The sequence below is a fragment of the Streptomyces sp. NPDC057099 genome, assembly GCF_042671245.1.
Classification (GTDB): Bacteria; Actinomycetota; Actinomycetes; order Streptomycetales; family Streptomycetaceae; genus Streptomyces; species Streptomyces purpurascens.
In genome coordinates, this window is record NZ_JBHUTX010000008.1 from 130,827 (window position 1) to 150,573 (window position 19,747).

Annotated in this window: 18 protein-coding genes; 13 read left to right on the top strand and 5 right to left on the bottom strand. The window is 71.5% G+C overall.

The features are described 5' to 3' along the window. The first annotated feature begins 228 nt into the window (after nucleotides 1–228). From rhaI to ACFT4A_RS14100, 6 genes are all read left to right on the top strand, one after another. Nucleotides 229–1,389 carry an L-rhamnose isomerase gene (rhaI, locus tag ACFT4A_RS14075; protein WP_382829385.1) on the top strand — a complete coding sequence of 387 codons (1,161 nt, stop codon included), beginning with the start codon at nucleotides 229–231 and terminating at the stop codon, nucleotides 1,387–1,389. 112 nt (nucleotides 1,390–1,501) lie between these two features. Further along, nucleotides 1,502–3,541: a bifunctional aldolase/short-chain dehydrogenase gene (locus ACFT4A_RS14080; protein ID WP_382829387.1), complete on the top strand. Its 2,040-nt coding sequence runs from the start codon at nucleotides 1,502–1,504 to the stop codon at nucleotides 3,539–3,541. Beyond that, the gene (locus tag ACFT4A_RS14085) at nucleotides 3,538–4,986 is read left to right on the top strand and encodes a rhamnulokinase family protein (protein WP_382829389.1); all 1,449 of its coding nucleotides are present in this window, start codon (nucleotides 3,538–3,540) and stop codon (nucleotides 4,984–4,986) included. The genes ACFT4A_RS14080 and ACFT4A_RS14085 overlap by 4 nt, the downstream gene beginning before the upstream one ends. A 70-nt stretch (nucleotides 4,987–5,056) precedes the next feature. Continuing rightward, nucleotides 5,057–5,812: a (Fe-S)-binding protein gene (locus ACFT4A_RS14090; protein WP_382829392.1), complete on the top strand. Its 756-nt coding sequence runs from the start codon at nucleotides 5,057–5,059 to the stop codon at nucleotides 5,810–5,812. Beyond that, nucleotides 5,809–7,287, top strand: a complete 1,479-nt coding sequence (locus tag ACFT4A_RS14095) for a LutB/LldF family L-lactate oxidation iron-sulfur protein (RefSeq protein WP_382829395.1) — start codon at nucleotides 5,809–5,811, stop codon at nucleotides 7,285–7,287. The genes ACFT4A_RS14090 and ACFT4A_RS14095 overlap by 4 nt, the downstream gene beginning before the upstream one ends. Then, nucleotides 7,284–7,964: a lactate utilization protein C gene (locus ACFT4A_RS14100; RefSeq protein WP_382829398.1), complete on the top strand. Its 681-nt coding sequence runs from the start codon at nucleotides 7,284–7,286 to the stop codon at nucleotides 7,962–7,964. Before ACFT4A_RS14095 ends, ACFT4A_RS14100 begins: the two co-directional genes overlap by 4 nt. Here ACFT4A_RS14100 and ACFT4A_RS14105 read toward each other — a convergent pair. Next, a complete protein-coding gene (locus tag ACFT4A_RS14105; protein ID WP_382829400.1) occupies nucleotides 7,940–8,734 on the bottom strand; it encodes an SDR family NAD(P)-dependent oxidoreductase in 795 nt (264 codons plus the stop codon). The two genes, ACFT4A_RS14100 and ACFT4A_RS14105, sit on opposite strands and share 25 nt — an antisense overlap. Nucleotides 8,735–8,890: 156 nt before the next feature. On the opposite strand from ACFT4A_RS14105, the gene ACFT4A_RS14110 reads away from it, so the two are divergent. Continuing rightward, nucleotides 8,891–9,679, top strand: coding sequence for an ABC transporter ATP-binding protein (locus ACFT4A_RS14110; RefSeq protein WP_382829403.1), 789 nt, complete (start codon nucleotides 8,891–8,893; stop codon nucleotides 9,677–9,679). A gap of 3 nt (nucleotides 9,680–9,682) precedes the next feature. After that, nucleotides 9,683–10,990 (top strand): FtsX-like permease family protein, encoded by a 1,308-nt coding sequence (locus tag ACFT4A_RS14115; RefSeq protein WP_382829404.1) that lies wholly within the window; start codon nucleotides 9,683–9,685, stop codon nucleotides 10,988–10,990. A 45-nt stretch (nucleotides 10,991–11,035) separates the two neighbouring features. Here the strand turns inward: ACFT4A_RS14115 and ACFT4A_RS14120 are convergent, their stop codons facing one another. Further along, entirely contained in the window at nucleotides 11,036–11,608 is a 573-nt protein-coding gene (locus ACFT4A_RS14120; protein ID WP_382829406.1) for a TetR/AcrR family transcriptional regulator, read from the bottom strand. Between the two features lie 140 nt (nucleotides 11,609–11,748). Between ACFT4A_RS14120 and ACFT4A_RS14125 the strand changes: the two genes are divergently transcribed. Further along, nucleotides 11,749–12,606: an AAA family ATPase gene (locus ACFT4A_RS14125; protein ID WP_382829408.1), complete on the top strand. Its 858-nt coding sequence runs from the start codon at nucleotides 11,749–11,751 to the stop codon at nucleotides 12,604–12,606. Then, nucleotides 12,603–13,967 (top strand): VWA domain-containing protein, encoded by a 1,365-nt coding sequence (locus tag ACFT4A_RS14130; RefSeq protein WP_382829410.1) that lies wholly within the window; start codon nucleotides 12,603–12,605, stop codon nucleotides 13,965–13,967. Before ACFT4A_RS14125 ends, ACFT4A_RS14130 begins: the two co-directional genes overlap by 4 nt. Before the next feature lie 12 nt (nucleotides 13,968–13,979). Here the strand turns inward: ACFT4A_RS14130 and ACFT4A_RS14135 are convergent, their stop codons facing one another. Further along, complete coding sequence (locus ACFT4A_RS14135) at nucleotides 13,980–14,684, bottom strand: SDR family oxidoreductase (RefSeq protein WP_382829412.1); 705 nt, start codon at nucleotides 14,682–14,684, stop codon at nucleotides 13,980–13,982. Nucleotides 14,685–14,776: 92 nt separating this feature from the next. Beyond that, nucleotides 14,777–15,133: a cupin domain-containing protein gene (locus ACFT4A_RS14140; protein WP_382829415.1), complete on the bottom strand. Its 357-nt coding sequence runs from the start codon at nucleotides 15,131–15,133 to the stop codon at nucleotides 14,777–14,779. 274 nt (nucleotides 15,134–15,407) lie between these two features. On the opposite strand from ACFT4A_RS14140, the gene ACFT4A_RS14145 reads away from it, so the two are divergent. The 3 genes from ACFT4A_RS14145 to ACFT4A_RS14155 are packed head-to-tail and all read left to right on the top strand — an operon-like array spanning nucleotide 15,408 to nucleotide 18,042. Next, a complete protein-coding gene (locus tag ACFT4A_RS14145; protein WP_382829417.1) occupies nucleotides 15,408–16,328 on the top strand; it encodes a metal ABC transporter solute-binding protein, Zn/Mn family in 921 nt (306 codons plus the stop codon). Then, nucleotides 16,325–17,173, top strand: a complete 849-nt coding sequence (locus tag ACFT4A_RS14150; protein WP_382829419.1) for a metal ABC transporter ATP-binding protein — start codon at nucleotides 16,325–16,327, stop codon at nucleotides 17,171–17,173. Before ACFT4A_RS14145 ends, ACFT4A_RS14150 begins: the two co-directional genes overlap by 4 nt. Further along, nucleotides 17,170–18,042, top strand: coding sequence for a metal ABC transporter permease (locus ACFT4A_RS14155; protein ID WP_382829421.1), 873 nt, complete (start codon nucleotides 17,170–17,172; stop codon nucleotides 18,040–18,042). Before ACFT4A_RS14150 ends, ACFT4A_RS14155 begins: the two co-directional genes overlap by 4 nt. Here the strand turns inward: ACFT4A_RS14155 and ACFT4A_RS14160 are convergent. Beyond that, complete coding sequence (locus ACFT4A_RS14160) at nucleotides 18,005–19,702, bottom strand: amidohydrolase (protein WP_382829424.1); 1,698 nt, start codon at nucleotides 19,700–19,702, stop codon at nucleotides 18,005–18,007. The two genes, ACFT4A_RS14155 and ACFT4A_RS14160, sit on opposite strands and share 38 nt — an antisense overlap. Nucleotides 19,703–19,747: the final 45 nt, after the last annotated feature.

Here is a 19,747-nt window from a genome sequence, read left to right on the forward strand (position 1 = left end):
GAAAGGTTTCAACTGGGTTGCCGGGACGTTAGGCGGGCCGCGCATGTCACGTCAATGGGTACCGGTCGAAAATATTTCGACCCCGGTTCGAGGACTGAAGGTCACGCGCTGGTCACGGGTAACCGTGTGAGCCGGAGGGGTTGACACCCCTTCGGGGGGACCATAGCTTCGCGTCCTGAATCGTTTCATTCAGTGGTCGTTACGACCCGATGCCACAGGAGCCCTGACGTGACCGAGCTCGCCGCGGCGAAGACCGCGCTCAAGACCCAGGCCGTCGAGACGCCGTCGTGGGCGTACGGGAACTCGGGCACCCGGTTCAAGGTGTTCGCGCAGGCGGGTGTGCCGCGCGATCCGTACGAGAAGCTGGACGACGCGGCGAAGGTGCACGAGTTCACGGGGGTCGCCCCGACGGTGGCGCTGCACATCCCGTGGGACAAGGTCGACGACTACGCGGCGCTGGCGAAGCACGCGGAGCGGCGTGGTGTGCGGCTCGGCGCGATCAACTCCAACACCTTCCAGGACGACGACTACAAGCTCGGGAGCATCTGCCATCCGGACGCGGCGGTGCGGCGCAAGGCCGTGGATCATCTGCTGGAGTGCGTCGACATCATGGACGCGACGGGGTCGACGGATCTGAAGCTGTGGTTCGCCGACGGGACGAACTATCCCGGGCAGGACGACATCCGGGGGCGGCAGGACCGGCTGGCCGAGGGGCTCGCGGAGGTCTACGAGCGGCTGGGCGAGGGGCAGCGGATGCTGCTGGAGTACAAGTTCTTCGAGCCGGCGTTCTACACGACGGATGTCCCGGACTGGGGCACCGCTTATGCGCACTGTCTGAAGCTCGGGCCGAAGGCGCAGGTCGTGGTCGACACGGGGCATCACGCGCCGGGGACCAATATCGAGTTCATCGTGGCGACGCTGTTGCGTGAGGGGAAGCTCGGGGGGTTCGATTTCAATTCGCGGTTCTACGCGGATGACGACCTGATGGTGGGGGCGGCGGATCCGTTCCAGTTGTTCCGGATCATGTATGAGGTGATTCGGGGTGGGGGGTTCACGCCTGAGGTGGCGTTCATGCTCGATCAGTGTCACAACATCGAGGCGAAGATTCCGGCGATCATCCGGTCGGTGATGAATGTGCAGGAGGCTACGGCCAAGGCGTTGCTGGTCGATGGGGATGCGCTGCGCGCGGCTCAGGGGGTGGGGGATGTTCTTGAGGCCAATGCCGTGGTGATGGATGCGTACAACACGGATGTGCGGCCGTTGCTGCGGGAGGTGCGGGAGGAACTGGGGTTGGACCCCGAGCCTGTTTCGGCGTACCGGCGGTCTGGTTGGGCGGAGAAGATCGTTGCCGAGCGGGTTGGTGGGGAGCAAGCCGGTTGGGGGGCGTGAGCGTCTGCCGGGTTCTGTTTGATTTCGGGCCGCGGGCCGGTTGTGGCTGGTCGCGCAGTTCCCCGCGCCCCTGAGTGAGTCACCCGCCGTCCCTTGAAAGGAACACGTATTCATGGCTACCCATCCCGAAGCCGCCGCTCTGCTCGCTCGGTCGCATCGGCTCGGTGCTGATCCCCGTAACACCAACTACGCCGGCGGCAACGCCTCCGCCAAGGGCAGCGAGACCGATCCCGTCACCGGGGGTGATGTGGAGTTGATGTGGGTCAAGGGGTCCGGTGGGGATCTGGGGACGTTGACCGAGGGCGGGCTGGCCGTGTTGCGGCTGGATCGGATGCGGGCGCTGGTCGATGTGTATCCGGGGGTGGAGCGCGAGGACGAGATGGTCGCCGCGTTCGACTACTGCCTGCATGGGAAGGGTGGGGCGGCTCCTTCGATCGACACCGCCATGCACGGGCTGGTCGGGGCCGCTCATGTCGATCATCTGCATCCTGATTCCGGGATCGCGCTCGCCTGTGCGGCCGACGGGGAGAAGCTGACCGCCGAGTGTTTCGGGGACCGTGTGGTGTGGGTGCCCTGGCGGCGGCCCGGGTTCCAGCTGGGGCTGGACATCGCCGCCGTGAAGGAGGCCAATCCGCAGGCCATCGGGTGTGTGCTCGGCGGGCACGGGATCACCGCCTGGGGTGACACCTCCGAGGAGTGCGAGCGGAACTCGCTGCACATCATCCGGACCGCCGAGGCGTTCCTCGCCGAACGGGGGAAGGCCGAGCCCTTCGGGCCGGTGATCGAGGGGTATGCCGCGCTGAGCGCCGGTGAGCGCCGGGAGCGGGCCGCCGCGCTCGCGCCGTACGTCCGCGCCCTCGCATCCCAGGACCGGCCCCAGGTCGGGCACTTCGACGACTCCGAGGTCGTTCTCGACTTCCTCGCGAGCGCCGAGCATCCGCGGCTGGCGGCGCTGGGCACCTCCTGCCCGGACCACTTCCTGCGGACCAAGGTCCGGCCGCTCGTTCTCGATCTGCCTCCGTCCTCGACGCTCGACGAGGCCGTCGACCGGCTCAAGGAGCTGCACGCCGGGTACCGCGAGGAGTACGCCGCCTACTACCAACGGCATGCCCTGCCCGACTCCCCCGCCATGCGCGGCGCCGACCCGGCGATCGTGCTGGTCCCGGGGGTGGGGATGTTCTCCTTCGGCAAGGACAAGCAGACCGCCCGGGTGGCCGGGGAGTTCTACGTCAACGCCATCAATGTGATGCGGGGCGCCGAGGCCGTCTCGACATACGCGCCGATCGAGGAGTCGGAGAAGTTCCGTATCGAGTACTGGGCGCTGGAGGAGGCCAAGCTCCAGCGGATGCCGAAGCCCAAGGCACTGGCCACGCGGGTCGCGCTCGTCACCGGGGCGGGCAGCGGCATCGGGAAGGCCATCGCGCGGCGGCTCGTGGCCGAGGGCGCGTGTGTGGTCGTCGCGGATCTCAACGGGGAGAACGCCCAGGCCGTCGCCGAGGAGCTGGGCGGGTCCGACAAGGCCGTGGCGGTGACGGTGGACGTGACGTCCGAGGAGCAGATCGCCGAGGCGTTCCGGGCGGCCGTGCTGGCCTTCGGCGGAGTCGACCTCGTCGTCAACAACGCGGGCATCTCGATCTCCAAGCCGCTGCTGGAGACCTCCGCCAAGGACTGGGATCTGCAGCACGACATCATGGCGCGCGGGTCGTTCCTGGTGTCGCGGGAAGCGGCGCGGGTGATGATCGCGCAGGGGCTCGGGGGCGACATCGTCTACATCGCGTCGAAGAACGCCGTGTTCGCCGGGCCCAACAACATCGCCTACTCCGCCACCAAGGCCGACCAGGCCCACCAGGTCCGGCTGCTCGCCGCCGAGCTGGGCGAGCACGGGGTCCGGGTCAACGGGATCAACCCGGACGGCGTCGTGCGCGGGTCCGGGATCTTCGCCGGCGGGTGGGGGGCGAAGCGGGCCGCCGTGTACGGGGTGGAGGAGGAGAAGCTGGGCGAGTTCTACGCGCAGCGGACCATCCTCAAGCGCGAGGTGCTGCCCGAGCATGTGGCCAACGCCGTCTTCGCCCTGACCGGCGGGGACCTGACCCACACCACCGGACTGCACATCCCGGTCGACGCCGGCGTCGCGGCCGCCTTCCTGCGATGAGCGCGGCGGTGAAGTCGTACGCCGCGGTCGACCTCGGCGCGTCCAGCGGGCGCGTCATGGTCGGCCGCGTCGGCCCGGACTCGCTGGAGCTGAGCGAGGCCCACCGCTTCCCCAACCGCCCTGTGCGGGTGCCGGAGGGGCTGCGCTGGGACGTGCTCGGGCTGTACGCGGGGGTGCTGGACGGGCTGCGGGCGGCCGGGCCGGTCGACTCCGTCGGCATCGACAGCTGGGCCGTGGACTACGGGCTGCTGGACGCCGACGGGGCGCTGCTCGGCAACCCCGTGCACTACCGCGACAGCCGTACCGAGGGCGTCGCGGAGAAGGTGTGGGCGACCGTGCCCGCCGAGGAGCTGTACGCGGCGACGGGACTTCAGTACGCGCCCTTCAACACCCTGTACCAGCTGACCGCCGCCCGCTCCACGACTCAACTCGACCGGGCCCGGCGGCTGTTGCTGATGCCGGATCTGCTGACGTACTGGCTGACCGGTGAGCAGGGCACGGAGCTGACCAACGCCTCGACGACCCAGCTGATCGATCCGGGCACGCGGGACTGGGCGTACGGGGTCGCGGAGCGGCTGGGCATCGATCTCGGGCTGTTCGCGCCGCTGCGGCGGCCCGGGGATCCGGCGGGGGTGCTGCGGCCGGAGGTGCTGGAGGAGACGGGGCTGACCGGGCCCGTGCCGGTGACGGCCGTAGGGTCGCACGACACGGCGTCGGCGGTGGCCGCCGTACCGGCTTCGGGCGAGCGGTTCGCGTACATCTGCACCGGCACCTGGTCGCTGGCCGGTCTGGAGCTGGACGCGCCGGTGCTGACCGAGGAGAGCCGGGCGGCCAACTTCACCAACGAACTGGGGCTGGACGGCACGGTCCGGTATCTGCGCAACATCATGGGGCTGTGGCTGCTCCAGGAGTGCGTGCGGGCCTGGGGCGAGCCGGATCTGGGGGCGCTGCTGCTGGATGCCTCCAAGGTGACGGCGCTGCGGTCGGTCGTCGATGCCGGTGACGCGGCGTTTCTCGCGCCGGGGCGGATGCCCGAGCGGATCGCCGAGGCGTGCCGGGCCTCGGGGCAGCCGGTGCCCGGGTCGCCGGCCGAGGTGACGCGGTGCATCCTCGACTCGCTCGCCCTCGCGCACCGCAAGGCCGTGCAGGACGCGCAGCGGCTCGCCGGGCATCCGGTCGACGTCGTTCATGTGGTGGGCGGCGGCACGCGCAACGCGCTGCTGTGCCAGCTGACCGCCGACGCCTGCGGGCTGCCGGTGGTCGCCGGGCCGACGGAGGCCGCCGCTCTGGGAAACGTGCTGGTGCAGGCGCGGGCGCACGGTCTGGTCGGTGACATGGCGGGGATGCGGCGGCTGCTCGTCCGTACGCAGCCGCTCACGCGGTACGAGCCGCGCGGCGGGACCGAGCGGTGGCGCGCCGCGCAGGACCGGCTCGCCGGGGACTGACGGGGTCTCCCCCGGGTCTTGTCCCCGCACTACGCTTCACTCATCCGATGATCGACCACGAGGAGCCGCGATGCGTGTCGCCCTGTTCCTGACCTGCGTCAACGACACGCTGTATCCGGACACCGGGCGCGCCGTGGTGAAACTGCTGACCAGACTGGGCGTCGACGTCGACTTCCCGATGGCGCAGACCTGCTGCGGACAGGCGCACTACAACACCGGATACCGTCACGAGGCCGAGCCGCTCGCCCGGCATTTCTCCGATGTCTTCGGTGAGTACGAGGCGATCGTGACGCCGTCCGGGTCGTGCGGGGCGATGGTCCGGGAGCTGTATCCGCGGATGGGCGAGCGGGCCAGGGCCGAGGGGCGTGGGGACACCCTCGCGGCCACGCTGGCGCCGGTGGTGCCGAAGACGTACGAACTCACGGAGTTCCTGGTGGACGTGCTGGGCGTGACGGACGTCGGGGCGTACTACCCGCACACGGTCACGTACCACCCGACCTGTCACGGACTGCGCGGACTCGGGCTCGGCGACCGGCCGCGGCGGCTGCTCCAGGCGGTGAAGGGGCTGGAGCTGGCCGAGTTGCCGGGGGCCGACGAATGCTGTGGGTTCGGCGGCACCTTCGCGTTGAAGAACTCCGATGTCTCGGCGGCGATGGGCACCGACAAGGTGCGCAACGCCGAGTCGACGGGCGCGGAGGTGCTGTGCGCGGCCGACAACTCCTGTCTGATGCACATCGGCGGGACGATGACCCGGCTGCGGACCGGCATGCGGCCGGTGCACATCGCGGAGATCCTGGCGAGCACGGAGGAGGAACCGGCCGTATGAGCGGGACGTTCGTCGGCATGCCGGCGTTTCCGGAGGCCGCACGGGAGGCCGTGGGCAACGAGACCCTGCGCGGCAATCTGCGCCACGCCACGCACACCATCCGCGCCAAGCGGGCGAAGGCCGTGACGGAGGTGTCCGACTGGGCCGAGCTGCGCGAGGCGGGCAAGCGGATCAAGGACCACACGCTGCGCCATCTCGACCGCTATCTCGAGCAGTTGGAGGAGTCGGTCACGGCGGCGGGTGGCATCGTCCACTGGGCCGCCGACGCGGCCGAGGCCAACGAGATCGTCACCCAGCTGGTGAAGATGACCGGCGAGTCGGAGGTCGTCAAGGTCAAGTCGATGGCCACACAGGAGATCGGGCTCAACGAGGCGCTGGAGGCCGAGGGCATCCACGCCTACGAGACCGATCTCGCCGAACTGATCGTGCAGTTGGGCAAGGACCGGCCCTCGCACATCCTCGTCCCGGCCATCCACCGCAACCGGGGCGAGATCCGGGACATCTTCCGCGCCGAGATGAGCGAGTGGGGCCGCCCGGCCCCCGAGGGCCTCACCGACGCGCCCGCCGAACTCGCCGAGGCGGCCCGGCTGCATCTGCGGGAGAAGTTCCTGCGCGCCAAGGTCGGCATCTCCGGCGCCAACTTCATGGTCGCCGAGACGGGCACCCTGGTGGTCGTGGAGTCGGAGGGCAACGGGCGGATGTGCCTGACCCTCCCCGAGACACTCATCTCGGTCGTCGGCATCGAGAAGATCGTGCCCACGTGGCGAGACCTGGAGGTGTTCCTGCAGACCCTCCCCCGCTCCTCCACGGCGGAGCGGATGAACCCGTACACCTCGACGTGGACCGGCACCACCGAACAGGACGGGCCCAGCACCTTCCATCTGGTGCTGCTGGACAACGGCCGCACCGACACGCTCGCCGACGAGGTCGGCCGGCAGGCGCTGCGCTGTATCCGCTGCTCGGCGTGTCTCAACGTCTGCCCGGTGTACGAGCGGGCCGGCGGCCACGCCTACGGCTCGGTGTACCCGGGCCCGATCGGCGCGATCCTCAGCCCTCAGCTGCGGGGCACGGCCAGCGAGATCGACGCCTCGCTGCCGTACGCGTCCTCGCTGTGCGGGGCGTGCTACGAGGTGTGCCCGGTCGCCATCGACATCCCCGAGGTGCTGGTGCATCTGCGGGAACGGGTCGTGGAGGGCGGTGAGGTCACCCGGGAGGGCAACAAGGTGGTGCTGCGGCCCGCGAAGGGGCATGCCGCCGAGCGTGCGGCGATGCGGGCGGCCCGCTGGGCGTTCACGCACCCGGGCGCGCTGCGCACCGGCCAGCGCGCCGCCTCGCGCACCCGTCGTTTCCATCCCCGTACGCTGCCGGGGCCCGGCCGGGCCTGGAGCGGGACCCGGGATCTGCCGCCGGTTCCGGCCGAGCCGTTCCGGGACTGGTGGTTGCGGACACGCGGTGGGAAGGACGGGGCCAAGTGAACAGCAGGGAGCGGATCCTCGGCCGGGTGCGGCGCGCGCTGGCGGACGTGCCACGGGACGACACCCCGTACGAGCAGGCGTTTTCGCGTGACTATGTGCGCGAGCACGGGGACCGGAGTGTCGAGCAGACCGTCGAGTTGCTGGCCGAGAACCTGGCGGACTATCGGGCCGTCGTGCACCGCACGGACGCCGAGGGGCTGGCCGCGCTGATCGCGGGGCTGCTCGACAAACGCGGGTCGGCTTCGGTGCTGGCGCCGCCCGGGCTGGACCCGTCGTGGCTGGAGCGGACCGGGGTGACACGGGTGGCGGACCTGGTGGAGAGCACTCCGGCCGAACTCGACCGGGTGGACAGTGTCGTGACGGCCTGTGCGGTGGCGATCGCGGAGACCGGGACGATCGTGCTGGACGGCTCGCCCGACCAGGGCCGGCGCCGGATCACCCTCGTCCCGGACCACCACATCTGCGTGGTCCGCGTCCCCGGGCAGGTCGTGTCGTCGGTGCCGCAGGGACTGGAACGCCTCGACCCGGCGCGGCCGTTGACGTGGATCTCCGGGCCGTCGGCGACCAGTGACATCGAGCTGGACCGGGTCGAGGGGGTGCACGGTCCGCGCACGCTGGAGGTGATCCTGGTGAGCGAGGACCGGCCCGGGGCTCAGGGCAGGATCGAGTCGACGTAGCCGCCGTCGACGCGCAGGGCGCCGCCCGTGGTCGCGGAGGCCTGGTCGGAGCCGAGGTAGACGACCATGTTCGCGATCTCCTCCGGCTCGATCAGCCGCTGCAGCAGGGACTGCGGCCGGTGCTGTCGCATGAAGGCGCGCTGGGCCTCGTCCCAGGGCAGGTCGCGGTCGACTAGCTGGTGGACGAAGTCCTCGACGCCGCCCGTGTGGGTCGGCCCGGCGATGACGGAGTTCACCGTGACGCCGGTGCCGGCCGCCTGCTTGGCGAAGCCCCGGCTCACCGCGAGCAGGGCGGTCTTGGACATGCCGTAGTGGATCATCTCGGCGGGGATGACGACCGCCGAGTCGCTGGCGATGTACTGCACACGGCCCCAGCCGCGTCCGGTCATGCCGGGCAGGACGAGCCGGGTGAGGCGTACGGCGGCCAGGACGTTGACCTCGAAGTAGCGCCGCCACTCGTCGTCGCTGATCTCCAGGGGGTCGGCGGACTCGAAGACGCCGAGGTTGTTGACGAGGATGTCGACCTGTCCCAGGGTGTCCACCGCCTGCCGGGCGCCCTCTTCGGTCGTCACGTCGGCGGCCACGGGCACCAGGTCGGCTCCGGGGGCCTCGCCCCGCATCCGGTCCACGGCCTCTTGCACCCGCCCGGGCGAGCGGCCGTTGACACCCACCCTGGCGCCCGCCCGGGCCAGGCCCGAGGCGATCGCGGCGCCGATGCCCTGCGTGGAGCCGGTCACCAGCGCGGTGCGGCCCTTCAGATCGATCCGCATGCCGTGTCATCCCTTTCGGTGCCGGTGTGTTCGGGTACCCCCGGGGTGTCGCTGAGTACACCCCCCGATACGGGTTCTGCGGCCAGTGTGGTCACGTCCCCTTCTCCGTAGCGTCGAGGACGAGACACAGGGCGTGTCGGACGAAGGGGGACGACGATGGTGCGCACCAGGAGCCCACGGCAGGACCAGGAACCGGGACCCGCCGTCGAGGCGCTGCGGCTGGTCAAGGTCACCAAGACGTACGGGAGCGCCGACAGCGCCGTGACCGCCCTGGACGGTGTGACGCTCGGTCTGGGGCGTGGCACGTTCACGGCGGTGATGGGGCCGTCCGGTTCCGGCAAGTCGACGCTGCTGCAGTGCGCGGCGGGTCTCGACCGGCCCGACAGCGGGATCGTGCAGGTCGACGGCACCGAGCTGACGGGCGGCGGCGAGGCCGAGCTGACGAAGTTCCGGCGCGGCCGGATCGGGTTCGTGTTCCAGCAGTACAACCTGCTGGAGACGCTGACCGTCGCCCAGAACACGGTGCTGCCGCTGAAGCTGGCCGGGCGGCGGGTGGACCGGCAGCGGGTCCGCGAGGTGCTGACGGCGGTGGGGCTGGGCGACCGGCTCGGGCACCGGCCCGATCAGCTCTCTGGCGGTCAGCGCCAGCGGGTCGCGATCGCCCGGGCGCTCGTCACCGAACCGCGGGTGATCTTCGCGGACGAGCCGACGGGCGCGCTGGACACGCGCAGCGCCCGGGATGTGCTGCGGCTGCTCCGGCAGGCGGTGCGGGTGCACGGCCGGACCGTGGTGATGGTGACGCACGACCCGGTCGCCGCCTCGTACGCCGACACCGTGCTGTTCCTGGCGGACGGCCGGCTCGCGGGCCGGATGGACGCGCCGACGGCCGACGCCGTCGCCGAGCGGCTGGCGCACCTGGGCGACGACGTGCAGGCGGGGGTGTGAGCCGTGTTCGTTCTCGCGATGCGGTCGATAGGGCAACGGCCCGGGCGGTTCCTCGCGACCCTGCTGTCCGCGTTCCTCGGCGCGGCGATCGTCATGACGTTCAACTCGATGCACGACACCGCCGGGCAGCCGGGTGTGGACCCGGTGAGCGAGGAGACCCTGTCCACCGCGGCGGGCGTGGTCGGCGGCTACGGCACCCTGCTGGTGTTCTTCGCGATCGCCTCGACGCTGACGGTGAACGTGCGTCAGCGGGCCGCCGAGATGGAGCTGTTGCGCTGCTCGGGGGCGACTCCGGCGCAGATCAAGCGGATGGTCGTGGGTGAGGCGCTGGCCGTGGCCCTGGTGGCCGCGGCGCTGGCGGTCGGCCCGGCGCTGCTCGGCGGCCGGGCGCTGCTGGAGGTGTTCCAGGACAGCGGTCAGGTCGCGCGGTCCGTCGAGTACTCCTTCGGTCCGGTGGCGTCGGCGTCCGGTGTCGGAGTGACGCTGCTCGCCGCCGCGGGGGCCGCGTTCCTCGCCGTGCGGCGTGCGACGGGCGGGGGCCGGCAGCGGGGCCGGGCGCGGACGGTCCTCGCCTACGCGGCGCTGGTGGCCGGTGCCGCGTCGGCGACCTCGACGTTCGTGTTCTCGGCGACGGACGCCGCGCTGATGGCGCCGCCGGCCTACGGGGCGATCCTGCTGTCCGTCGGGTGCGCGCTGCGGGCGCCGCGGCTGCTGGCGGCCGTGCTGGACCGGCTGCCGCTCGGCGGCGCGAGCGGCTGGCTGGCGGTGCGCAATCTGCGCGAGCGGGCCGGGCAGCTCGCCGGGATCCTGATGTCGCTGATCCTGTTCACGGCGGTCGCCACGGCGACGCTGACCATGCAGGCGGTGGAGAGCGACGCCGTCGAGGCTTCGGGCATGGTCAAGTCGGTCGACGCGAAGAACCTCGAGACGCTCAACTTCACGGTCGTCGGGATCATCGTGGTCTTCGTGTGCGTCATGCTGGTCAACTCGCTTTACGCGGCGACCGGTTACCGGGTCCGGGAGTTCGGGCAGCAGCGCCTCGCGGGGGCCACGCCGGGGCAGGTGCTCGCCCTGGTGGGGGTCGAAGGGCTGATCCTGATGGTCACGGGGGTGGTCTTCGGCACGCTGACGGCGCTGGCGGGGGTCGTCCCCTTCACCGTGGTGCGCACCGACGAGGTGGTGCCGGGCGAGTTCTTCGGCATCGGCGCGGCGGTCGTCGCGGTCGCGGCGGTGGTGACGCTGGGCACCAGCCTGGCCACGGCGCGGCGGACGCTGCGCACTCCGGCTGTCGGGGCGGTCGCCGTGGCGTGATGAACAGGACGGTTGCGAGGGGCGGTCGCTTCGGCGGCCGCCCCTTCACCGCATGCCGGACGCGTCCAGCAGCGTGGTCACGGTCGCCGTGGTCAGGCCGTCCAGGGTCTCGATGCCGGCCCCCGCCCGGGCTCCGGCCCCGTCGAAGACCAGCATCAGCTGCCGGGCGAGCAGTTCCGCGTCCCGTGCCCCGCCCTCCTCGGCCTGCTCGCGGAAGAAGCCCAGGAGCCACTCTTTCGCCCCGCGGGCGACCTCACTCGCCGGGTGCTCGGGATTCTTGAGCTCGACCAGCGCGGCGAGATAGGGGCAGCCTTGGTAGGCGGGTTCGGCGGAGGCCTTCTCCAGCCGTTCGAAGACATGCAGGATCCGCTCGCGCGGAGTCCCGGTCTCCTCCTGCGGGCCGGGCACCAGCCGTGCCTCGTACTCCGGGAGCAGCCGGGCCAGGCTCGCCGCCAGGACCTCGTCCTTGCTGGCGAAGAGCTGGTACATGGACCGCTTCGAGACCCCGGCGCTGCGGCACAGCGCCTCCACGCCGACGGAGACGCCCTCGCGGTAGAAGATCTCGGCCGCCGCGTCGAGCAGCCGGTCCCTGGTGGACGCCTTGTCTGTGGTGGCCATGAGGGTGAGGCTACCTCGCCGCGGGCGGCTGGGAAACCGATCGGTCTACCACCTTCCGGTACCCGGAACCCCCGTGACATCATCGCTGAACAAGCGCTTGGAAACCTGTTCCGCACTGCCGCCGCCCTCTGGAGGCCCCGTTGTTCACATCCGTCGACGACGTCTCCGCACGTCTGGCCGAGACCGGGTATCTCGCCTCGCCCGCCGTCGCCACGACCGTCTTCCTGGCCGACCGCCTGGGCAAGCCGCTGCTGGTCGAGGGCCCGGCCGGGGTCGGCAAGACGGAGCTGGCCAAGGCCGTCGCCGAGGTCGCCGGCGCGCGACTGGTACGCCTCCAGTGCTACGAGGGGGTCGACGAGTCCCGGGCGCTGTACGAGTGGAACCACGCCAAGCAGCTCCTGCGCATCAGCGCGGGCCGCGACGAGTCCTGGGACGAGACGCGCACGGACATCTTCAGCGAGGAGTTCCTGCTCACCCGGCCGCTGCTGACCGCCATCCGGGGCGACGACCCGAAGGTGCTGCTGGTCGACGAGACCGACAAGGCGGACGTCGAGGTGGAGGGCCTGCTCCTGGAGGTGCTCAGCGACTTCCAGGTGACCGTGCCCGAGCTGGGCACCATCACCGCGACGCGCCGTCCCTTCGTCGTCCTCACCTCCAACGCGAGCCGGGAGCTGTCCGAGGCGCTGCGCCGCCGCTGTCTCTTCCTTCACATCGGCTTCCCGGACGAGGAGCTGGAGCGCCGGATCGTACGGCTGAAGGTGCCGGGGCTCGACGAGGCGCTGGCCCGCTCGGTCGTCCGGGTCGTGGGCGCGCTGCGGGCGATGGACCTGCGCAAGGTGCCGTCGGTCGCCGAGACCATCGACTGGGCGCGCACGCTGCTCGCGCTGGGCGCCGGAACCCTGGACGAGACGGTCGTGCGGGCCAGCCTCGGCGTGCTCCTCAAGCATCAGGAGGACATCCTCAAGGCGAGCGCCAAGCTCGACCTGGACGCCCTGTGACCACCCCGGCGGGCGCGGGTGTCGCGGAGCGGCTGACGTCCCTGGTCGGGGCGCTGCGCGCGCACGGCATCCGGATCGGCACGGGCGAGACGGTCGACGCGGGGCAGGCGATCGAGGCGCTCGGCCTCACCGACCGGGAGCTGCTGCGCGAGGGGCTGGCGGCGACGCTGCTGCACGGCACCGGGCAACGACAGGTGTTCGACCCGGTCTTCGACCTGTACTTCCCGCGCGGCGTGGGCGCCCCGGAGCAGAAGGCTGCGGGCAGGGAGAACCTGCGTGACCGGCTGGCCGCCGCGCTCGCCGCCGACGACCAGGCGCTGCTGGGCCGGCTGGCGGTCGAGGCGGTCGACAGCTTCGGGGGCTACGGCTCCTCGCCTGAGTCGGACGGCTGGTCGTCCTACCAGGCGCTCGAACGGTTGCGCCCACAGACCCTGCTCGCCCGGGTCCGCGACGACGTGCGCGGGCAGGGCGGCAGTTCGGGGTTCGCCGACCGGCTGCTGGAGGACGAGATCCGGCGACGGATCGAGAGCTTCCGCGCGTTGGTGGCCACGGAGGCGCGGCGCCGGGTCGCCGAGCGGCGCGACCGGGACGAGCTCGCCCGGCGGGCGGTGGCCCCGACCGCCGAGCAGGTCGACTTCCTGTTCGCCGGGAAGGCCCGGCTGGCCGAGCTGCGCCGGGCGGTCCAGCCGCTCGCCCGTAAGCTCGCGACCCGGCTCGCGGCCCGACGCCGCCGCGCCTCCCGGGGCACGATCGACCTGCGGCGGACGCTGCGCGGTTCGCTGTCGACGGGCGGCGTGCCGATGAAGCCGGTGCTGCGCAGGCGCCGCCCCGCCCGTCCCGAACTGGTGCTGCTGTGCGATGTGTCGGGGTCGGTGTCGGGTTTCTCGGACTTCACGATGCTGCTGGTCCAGGCGCTGCACGATCAGTTCAGCAAGGTGCGGGTGTTCGCCTTCGTCAACCGGGTCGACGAGGTGACCTCGCTCCTTCGGCACGGCACCGCGGACCCGGAGGGGCTCAGCGCCCGGATCGGGGCGGAGGCCACCCTCACCGGGTGGCACGACAGCAGCGACTACGGCACGGCGCTGGGCGAGTTCGCCGAGGCCTACGGCGACGCGGTCGGTCCGCGCACGACCGTGTTCGTCCTCGGTGACGCCCGGACGAACCGGAGCGACCCGAATCCGCCCGCCGTGCGGCGGATCGCCGAACGGGCGCGCCGCGTCTACTGGCTGAACCCCGAGCAGCGTTCCCTGTGGGGCACGGGCGATTCCGTCGCGCCGCTCTATGCCGAGCTGGTCGAGATGCACGAGTGCCGCAATGTCGCCCAGCTCAGCGCGCTGGTGGCGCGGCTGCTGCCGGTGTGACCGAGGGCGTGATCAGGCGACGGCGAGCTGCGGGTAGAGAGCGGCGGGGTCGGCCGCCAGCCCGGCCTTGACCTGCCGGGAGATGTCGTCGGCCAGCACCTCGTAGGCGCCCGACGCGATCCCGTCGAGTGCATGGGCCGCGACACTCTCGGCCGTGGACTTCGGAGCGTCGACGGCGGCGGTCAGATCGGTGTCGACGTAGCCGACGTGCAGGCCGGTGACCTCGATGCCCCGCGGCTTGAGGTCGAGGCGCAGCGAGTTGGTCTGGGACCAGAAGGCCGCCTTGGACGCGCTGTAGGAGCCGGCGAGGCCGATCCACGACAGCACGGAGTGGACGTTGAGGATGTGGCCGCCGCCGTTGCGCTCGATGACGGGGACGAAGGCCCGGGTCACCAGGAGCGGACCATAGAAGTTGGTCTCGAACTCCCGGCGGACCTCCTCGACGGGCGAGTCGAGGAAGTTCGCGTTCACCGACGCGCCCGCGTTGTTGATCAGCAGGGTGACGTCCTGCGCCTGCTCGGCCGCCGCCGCGACGGACGCGGGGTCGGTGACCTCCAGCGCGAGCGGCACGGCGTCGGGGTGCGTGACGGTGCGCGGGTCGCGGGCGGTGGCGTACACCTTCTTCGCACCTCGCTCGTACAGGGCCTCGACCAGGGCCCGGCCGATGCCGCGGCTGCCGCCGGTGACGAGTGCGACGGAACCTTCGATGGCGGTCATGAGTGTCTCCCTCGTGTTCTCCACGCAGGAAACCGATCGGTTTCCCACAAGGGGAAGCGTAAACCGATCGGTTTCCGGAGAGCAAGAGGGTGCTACTTCTTCGCGAACTCCCTCGCCGACTGCCCCTGGAAGTCGTAGACCACGACCTGCTCGTCGCCCACCACCCAGGCGTCATGGCCGGGCGTGCAGACGAAGACGTCGCCGGGGCCGACCTCGCTCTCACCGCCGTCGTCCATGCGGATGTGCATGCGGCCCTGGAGCATGTAGGCGTTGTGGTGCATCTGACAGCTGCCGGTGCCCGCGATCGGGGCCACGGACTCGGACCAGCGCCAGCCGGGCTCGAAGGTCGCCACGGCGAAGTCGAGCTCCGTCATGTGGACGGCTTCGAGGTGGCCACGGGGGAAATCACGTCGCTCGTCCGGCTTGTCGAGCGTCTTCACTTCCAACATGACGCGCTCCCTTCCGGCCGCGGCACACCGCAGCCGGGGCCGGTCTCCCCGGCGGCCCTGGGCACCGCGCGTCGGCGGCCGACCTCCTCCCCTCCATCGTCCGCCCACCACTCCGGGACCGCCAACCAGGGAACGCCCACTCAGACCGAGCGATCCATGCTTCAACAATTGGCAATGGTTTTCACATGACTTCGGCCAGAATCCGCTCTTGACATTCATTACCATCTAGCGTGGCGCTGCCAAGTACCCCTTGCGTGTCCGCCCTGGAGGAGCCATGCCCCTGTCCACGTCCCGCCGCCTGGCGCTGCTGACCAGCGCGTCACTGGCCCTTCTCGCGGGCTGCGGCAGCTCGTCGGACTCCGACGGCGGCAAGAGCACACCGGCCCGTGTCTCGGTGGTCGCCTCCACGGACGTCTACGGCGACATCGCGCGGCGCGTGGGCGGCGACAGAGTCGATGTCACCTCGATCATCAGCGACCCCGCCCAGGACCCGCACTCCTACGAGGCCGACCCCCAGAACCAGCTCGCCCTCTCCAAGGCCCGGGTCGTCGTGGAGAACGGCGGCGGCTACGACGACTTCGTCGACCGCATGCTGAAGGGCGGCCACAACGACTCCGCCCAGGTGATCAACGCGGTGAAGGTGTCCGGAAAGACCGCGCCGAAGGGCGGCGAGCTGAACGAGCACGTCTGGTACGACTTCCCCACCGTCGCCAAGGTCGCCGACCGCATAGCCGCGGCCCTCACCGAGGCCGACCCGTCCGACGCGGCCGTCTTCGACAAGCACGCCGCCGCCTTCAAGGCCGGGCTCACGCCGCTGGAGGCGAAGGAAGCCCGGATCAAGAAGGAGCACGGCGGCGCGGGCGTGGCGATCACCGAGCCCGTGCCGCTGTACATGACCGAGGCGAGCGGCCTGGTCGACAGGACGCCCGCGGAGTTCAGCGAGGCGATCGAGGAGGGCGACGACGTCTCCCCCAGGATCCTCCGGGAGAATCTGGCGCTCTTCAGCGGCAGGACGGTCCGGGTCCTCGTCTACAACGAGCAGACCTCCGGCCCGCAGACCGAGAGGACCGAGGCGGCGGCCAAGGCGGCCGGCATCCCCGTGGTGCCCGTGACCGAGACCCTGCCGAAGGGCAAGGGCTACCTCGGCTGGATGACCGCCAACGTCGACGCGCTCGCGGGCGCGCTGGCCAAGTGAGCCCGATATCCGGGCAGGACGGCGGTCCTGTCATCAGTCTGCGCGGCGCGGCCCTGTCGTACGGCGCCCGCGAGGTGTGGAGCGGCCTCGATCTCGATGTACGGGCCGGGGAGTTCCTGGCCGTGCTGGGGCCGAACGGTGCGGGCAAGACCAGTTTCGTACGGGCGCTGCTGGGCCGCAGGCCGCTGTCCGCCGGGACGCTGACCGTCCTCGGCCGCCCCGCGCGCGACGCCGCCCGGGAGATCGGCTACGTCCCGCAGCAGGCCGCGCTGTCCGCGCTGGCCATGCTGCGCGCCCGGGACCTCGTACGGTTCGGCATCGACGGGCACCGCTTCGGGCCACGGCTGCGCACCGGCGGGGTCCGTCGCCGGGTGGACGAGATCCTCGAGTCGGTCGGGGCCTCGGCCTACGCCGATGTCCCGCTCGGGACGCTGTCCGGCGGCGAACGGCAACGCGTCCGCATCGGGCAGGCCCTGGCCACCGACCCGCGGATCCTGCTGTGCGACGAGCCGCTGCTGTCGCTCGATCTGAACCACCAGCGGGCCGTCACCGAACTGATCGACGCCCGGCGCCGTGCCCAGGGCACGGCGGTGGTCTTCGTGACGCACGAGATCAACCCGGTGCTGGGCATGGTCGACCGGGTGCTGTACCTGGCCCCCGGCGGCCACCGCGTCGGCACCCCGGACGAGGTGCTGACCTCCGAGTCGCTGTCCCGGCTCTACGGCACACAGGTCGACGTCGTACGGGTGCGCGGCCGGGTGGTGGTCGCGGGCGTGCCCGACGAACCGGCCGCACCGGCACACCATCCCGAGCAGCCGCACGGTGGGGACGGAGTGCGCGCATGACACTCGCCGCCGGGATCTGGCACCAGATCTTCGACTTCACCGACTACGGCGAACTCCTCGCCCTGGTCCGCAACTCCCTCGTCGCGGGCGTGGCGCTGGGGCTCGTGGGCGGGCTGGCCGGGGTGTTCGTGCTGATGCGGGACCTGCCGTTCGCGGTGCACGGCATCAGCGAACTGTCCTTCGCGGGCGCGTCGGCGGCGCTGCTGCTGGGCGTGAACATCGTGGCGGGCTCGATCGCCGGCTCGCTCCTCGCGGCCGGGGCGATCGGGGTGCTGGGGACGCGGGCCCGGGACCGCAACTCGGTGATCGGCATCATCATGCCGTTCGGGCTGGGCCTGGGCGTGCTCTTCCTGGCCCTCTACAAGGGCCGGGCGGCCAACAAGTTCGGGCTGCTCACCGGGCAGATCGTGGCCGTGGACACGCCGCAGATGTCATGGCTGCTCGGCACGTCCGTGCTGGTGCTCATCGCCCTGGCGGTGATGTGGCGTCCGCTCGCCTTCGCCAGCACCGACCCGGACGTGGCCGAGGCGCGCGGTGTGCCGGTGCGGGCGCTGTCCTTCGGCTTCATGCTGGTGCTCGGGCTCGCGGTCGCCCTGTCGGTGCAGGTCGTCGGCGCGCTGCTGGTGCTCAGCCTGGTCGTCACCCCGGCAGCGGCCGCCGCCCGCGTCACCACGTCGCCGGTGCTGCTGCCCGTGCTGAGCGTGCTGTTCGCCGTGGCCTCGATCGAGGGCGGCATCCTGCTCGCGCTGGGCAGCAGCATCCCCATCAGCCCCTACGTCACGACGATCTCGTTCGCCGTCTACGCGGTGTGCCGGATGGCCGGCCGGCGGCTCAGCGTTCGAAGACCACCCGCCCGTCGAACACCGTGAGGTCCACCAGCGCTTCGGTGATCTCGTGCGGGTCGAGGCCCAGCAGCGGCCGGTCCAGGACACACAGATCGGCGGCCCGGCCCGGTTCGACGGTGCCCTTCCAGTCGTCGGCGAAGTCCTGCCAGGCGGCGGTGGCCGTGTAGGCGCGCAGGGCGTCGGCGAGCGGCACGCACTGTTCGGGGCCGCTGGGCCGGCCGCTGGCCTTGGACTCGCGGAGCATCATCGAGGCCACGCCCTGCCGCCAGTCGGGCTCGGTGATCGGGGCGTCGGAGCTGGCGCAGACCCGCACCCCCGCGTCGAGCGCGGAGCGCACCGGCCACTGGTAGGCGGAGCGTTCGGGACCCACGACCTCGTCCATCAGATCGGAGATGGTCCATTTGATGGCAGGGTTCATGTTGACGCCGTAGCCGTGTGCGGCGAGCTTGGCGAGACCGCCGGGGCTGATGAAGTCGCCGTGAATGACGTAGTGGCGGGCGTCGGGGCGGGGCGCGGCCTCGTTCGCGGCGACGAACGCGTCCACCACCGTGTCGATGGCCCGGTCCCCGGTGACGTGCACGCCGAGCTGGAAACCGGCCTCGTGGGCGACCCGGATCATCTCGCGCAGTTCGTCCGCCTGGAGCGCGGGGGTGTCGCCGTGGACGCAGAGGGCGCCGTGGCCGCCTTCCGGGTAGGGCTCGCTCATCCACGCCGTGCGGTTGGGCGGTACGCCGTCGCCGAAGACCTTGACGCCGATGGCCCGCAGCAGCCGGGGGTCGGCCGACTCGGGGCGGCGCAACTCGGCCAGGCCCTTGCGGACGTCGTCGGCGGAGCCTCCCATCGGGGCGGGCAACAGCAGGACGCTGACGCGGGCCTGGAGTTCGCCGCTCGCCGCGAGTTCGGCGTACGCGGTCCAGTTGTCGGTGCTCAGGCCCCCGAACAGAGTTCCGGCGCCGCCGGGGCCGAGGCCCGGCTCGGTGTAGCTGGTGATGCCGCGCGCGTGCAGCTCGCGGATCACGCCCTGGATGGCCTGGCGGCGCTGGGCGACGGTGGGGGCTGGCAGTTCGGCCTGGACGAGCCGCCCGGCGGCCTCGCGCAGGATACCGGTCGGTCGGCCGTCGGGGTCGTGGTCGATGACGCCGCCGGGCGGGGGCGCGGTGTCCTCGTCGATGCCGCAGCGGCGCAGCGCCTCGGAGTTGGCCCACACCATGTGCGAGGAGAAGTCGGTCAGACAGACCGGGTGGTGCGGCGCCACCGCGTCCAGGTCCCGGCGGTGCGGGAAGCGGCCCGGTTCGGCCAGGCACTCCGCGAGATAGCCGGGGTCCCAGCCCAGGCCGACGATCCACTCGCCGTCCGGGGCGTCCCGTGCCGCCCGGCCCACGGCCGCGGTGATGTCCGCGAGGGAACCCACCGCCGGATGGCCGACGTCGATGGCGAACGGCGGCTTCGTCATCCCGTAGGCGGCCCCGTGCAGATGCGAGTCGTTGATGCCCGGCAGCACGGTCCGGCCGCCCAGTTCGACGATCCGTGTGCCGGGTCCGGCCAGGGCGCGCATCTCCGCGTCGCCGCCGACGGCCAGGATGTCCCGGCCGCGCACGGCCACGCCTTCGGCGACGGTGAAGCCGGCGTCGACGGTGAGGACCTGGCCGCCGGTCAGGACGAGGGTGGGAGCGGTGTCGCTCACGAATGACCTCTTCTCGGGATGTCAGGGATGTCAGGGGGAGGTGGG

Coding starts and splice junctions, on each gene's coding strand:
- ACFT4A_RS14080 (WP_382829387.1), top strand. CDS start 1,502: ATGGCTACCCATCCCGAAGCCGCCGCTCTGCTCGCTCGGTCGCATCGG.
- ACFT4A_RS14085 (WP_382829389.1), top strand. CDS start 3,538: ATGAGCGCGGCGGTGAAGTCGTACGCCGCGGTCGACCTCGGCGCGTCC.
- ACFT4A_RS14090 (WP_382829392.1), top strand. CDS start 5,057: ATGCGTGTCGCCCTGTTCCTGACCTGCGTCAACGACACGCTGTATCCG.
- ACFT4A_RS14095 (WP_382829395.1), top strand. CDS start 5,809: ATGAGCGGGACGTTCGTCGGCATGCCGGCGTTTCCGGAGGCCGCACGG.
- ACFT4A_RS14105 (WP_382829400.1), bottom strand. CDS start 8,734: ATGCGGATCGATCTGAAGGGCCGCACCGCGCTGGTGACCGGCTCCACG.
- ACFT4A_RS14110 (WP_382829403.1), top strand. CDS start 8,891: ATGGTGCGCACCAGGAGCCCACGGCAGGACCAGGAACCGGGACCCGCC.
- ACFT4A_RS14120 (WP_382829406.1), bottom strand. CDS start 11,608: ATGGCCACCACAGACAAGGCGTCCACCAGGGACCGGCTGCTCGACGCG.
- ACFT4A_RS14135 (WP_382829412.1), bottom strand. CDS start 14,684: ATGACCGCCATCGAAGGTTCCGTCGCACTCGTCACCGGCGGCAGCCGC.
- ACFT4A_RS14140 (WP_382829415.1), bottom strand. CDS start 15,133: ATGTTGGAAGTGAAGACGCTCGACAAGCCGGACGAGCGACGTGATTTC.
- ACFT4A_RS14145 (WP_382829417.1), top strand. CDS start 15,408: ATGCCCCTGTCCACGTCCCGCCGCCTGGCGCTGCTGACCAGCGCGTCA.
- ACFT4A_RS14155 (WP_382829421.1), top strand. CDS start 17,170: ATGACACTCGCCGCCGGGATCTGGCACCAGATCTTCGACTTCACCGAC.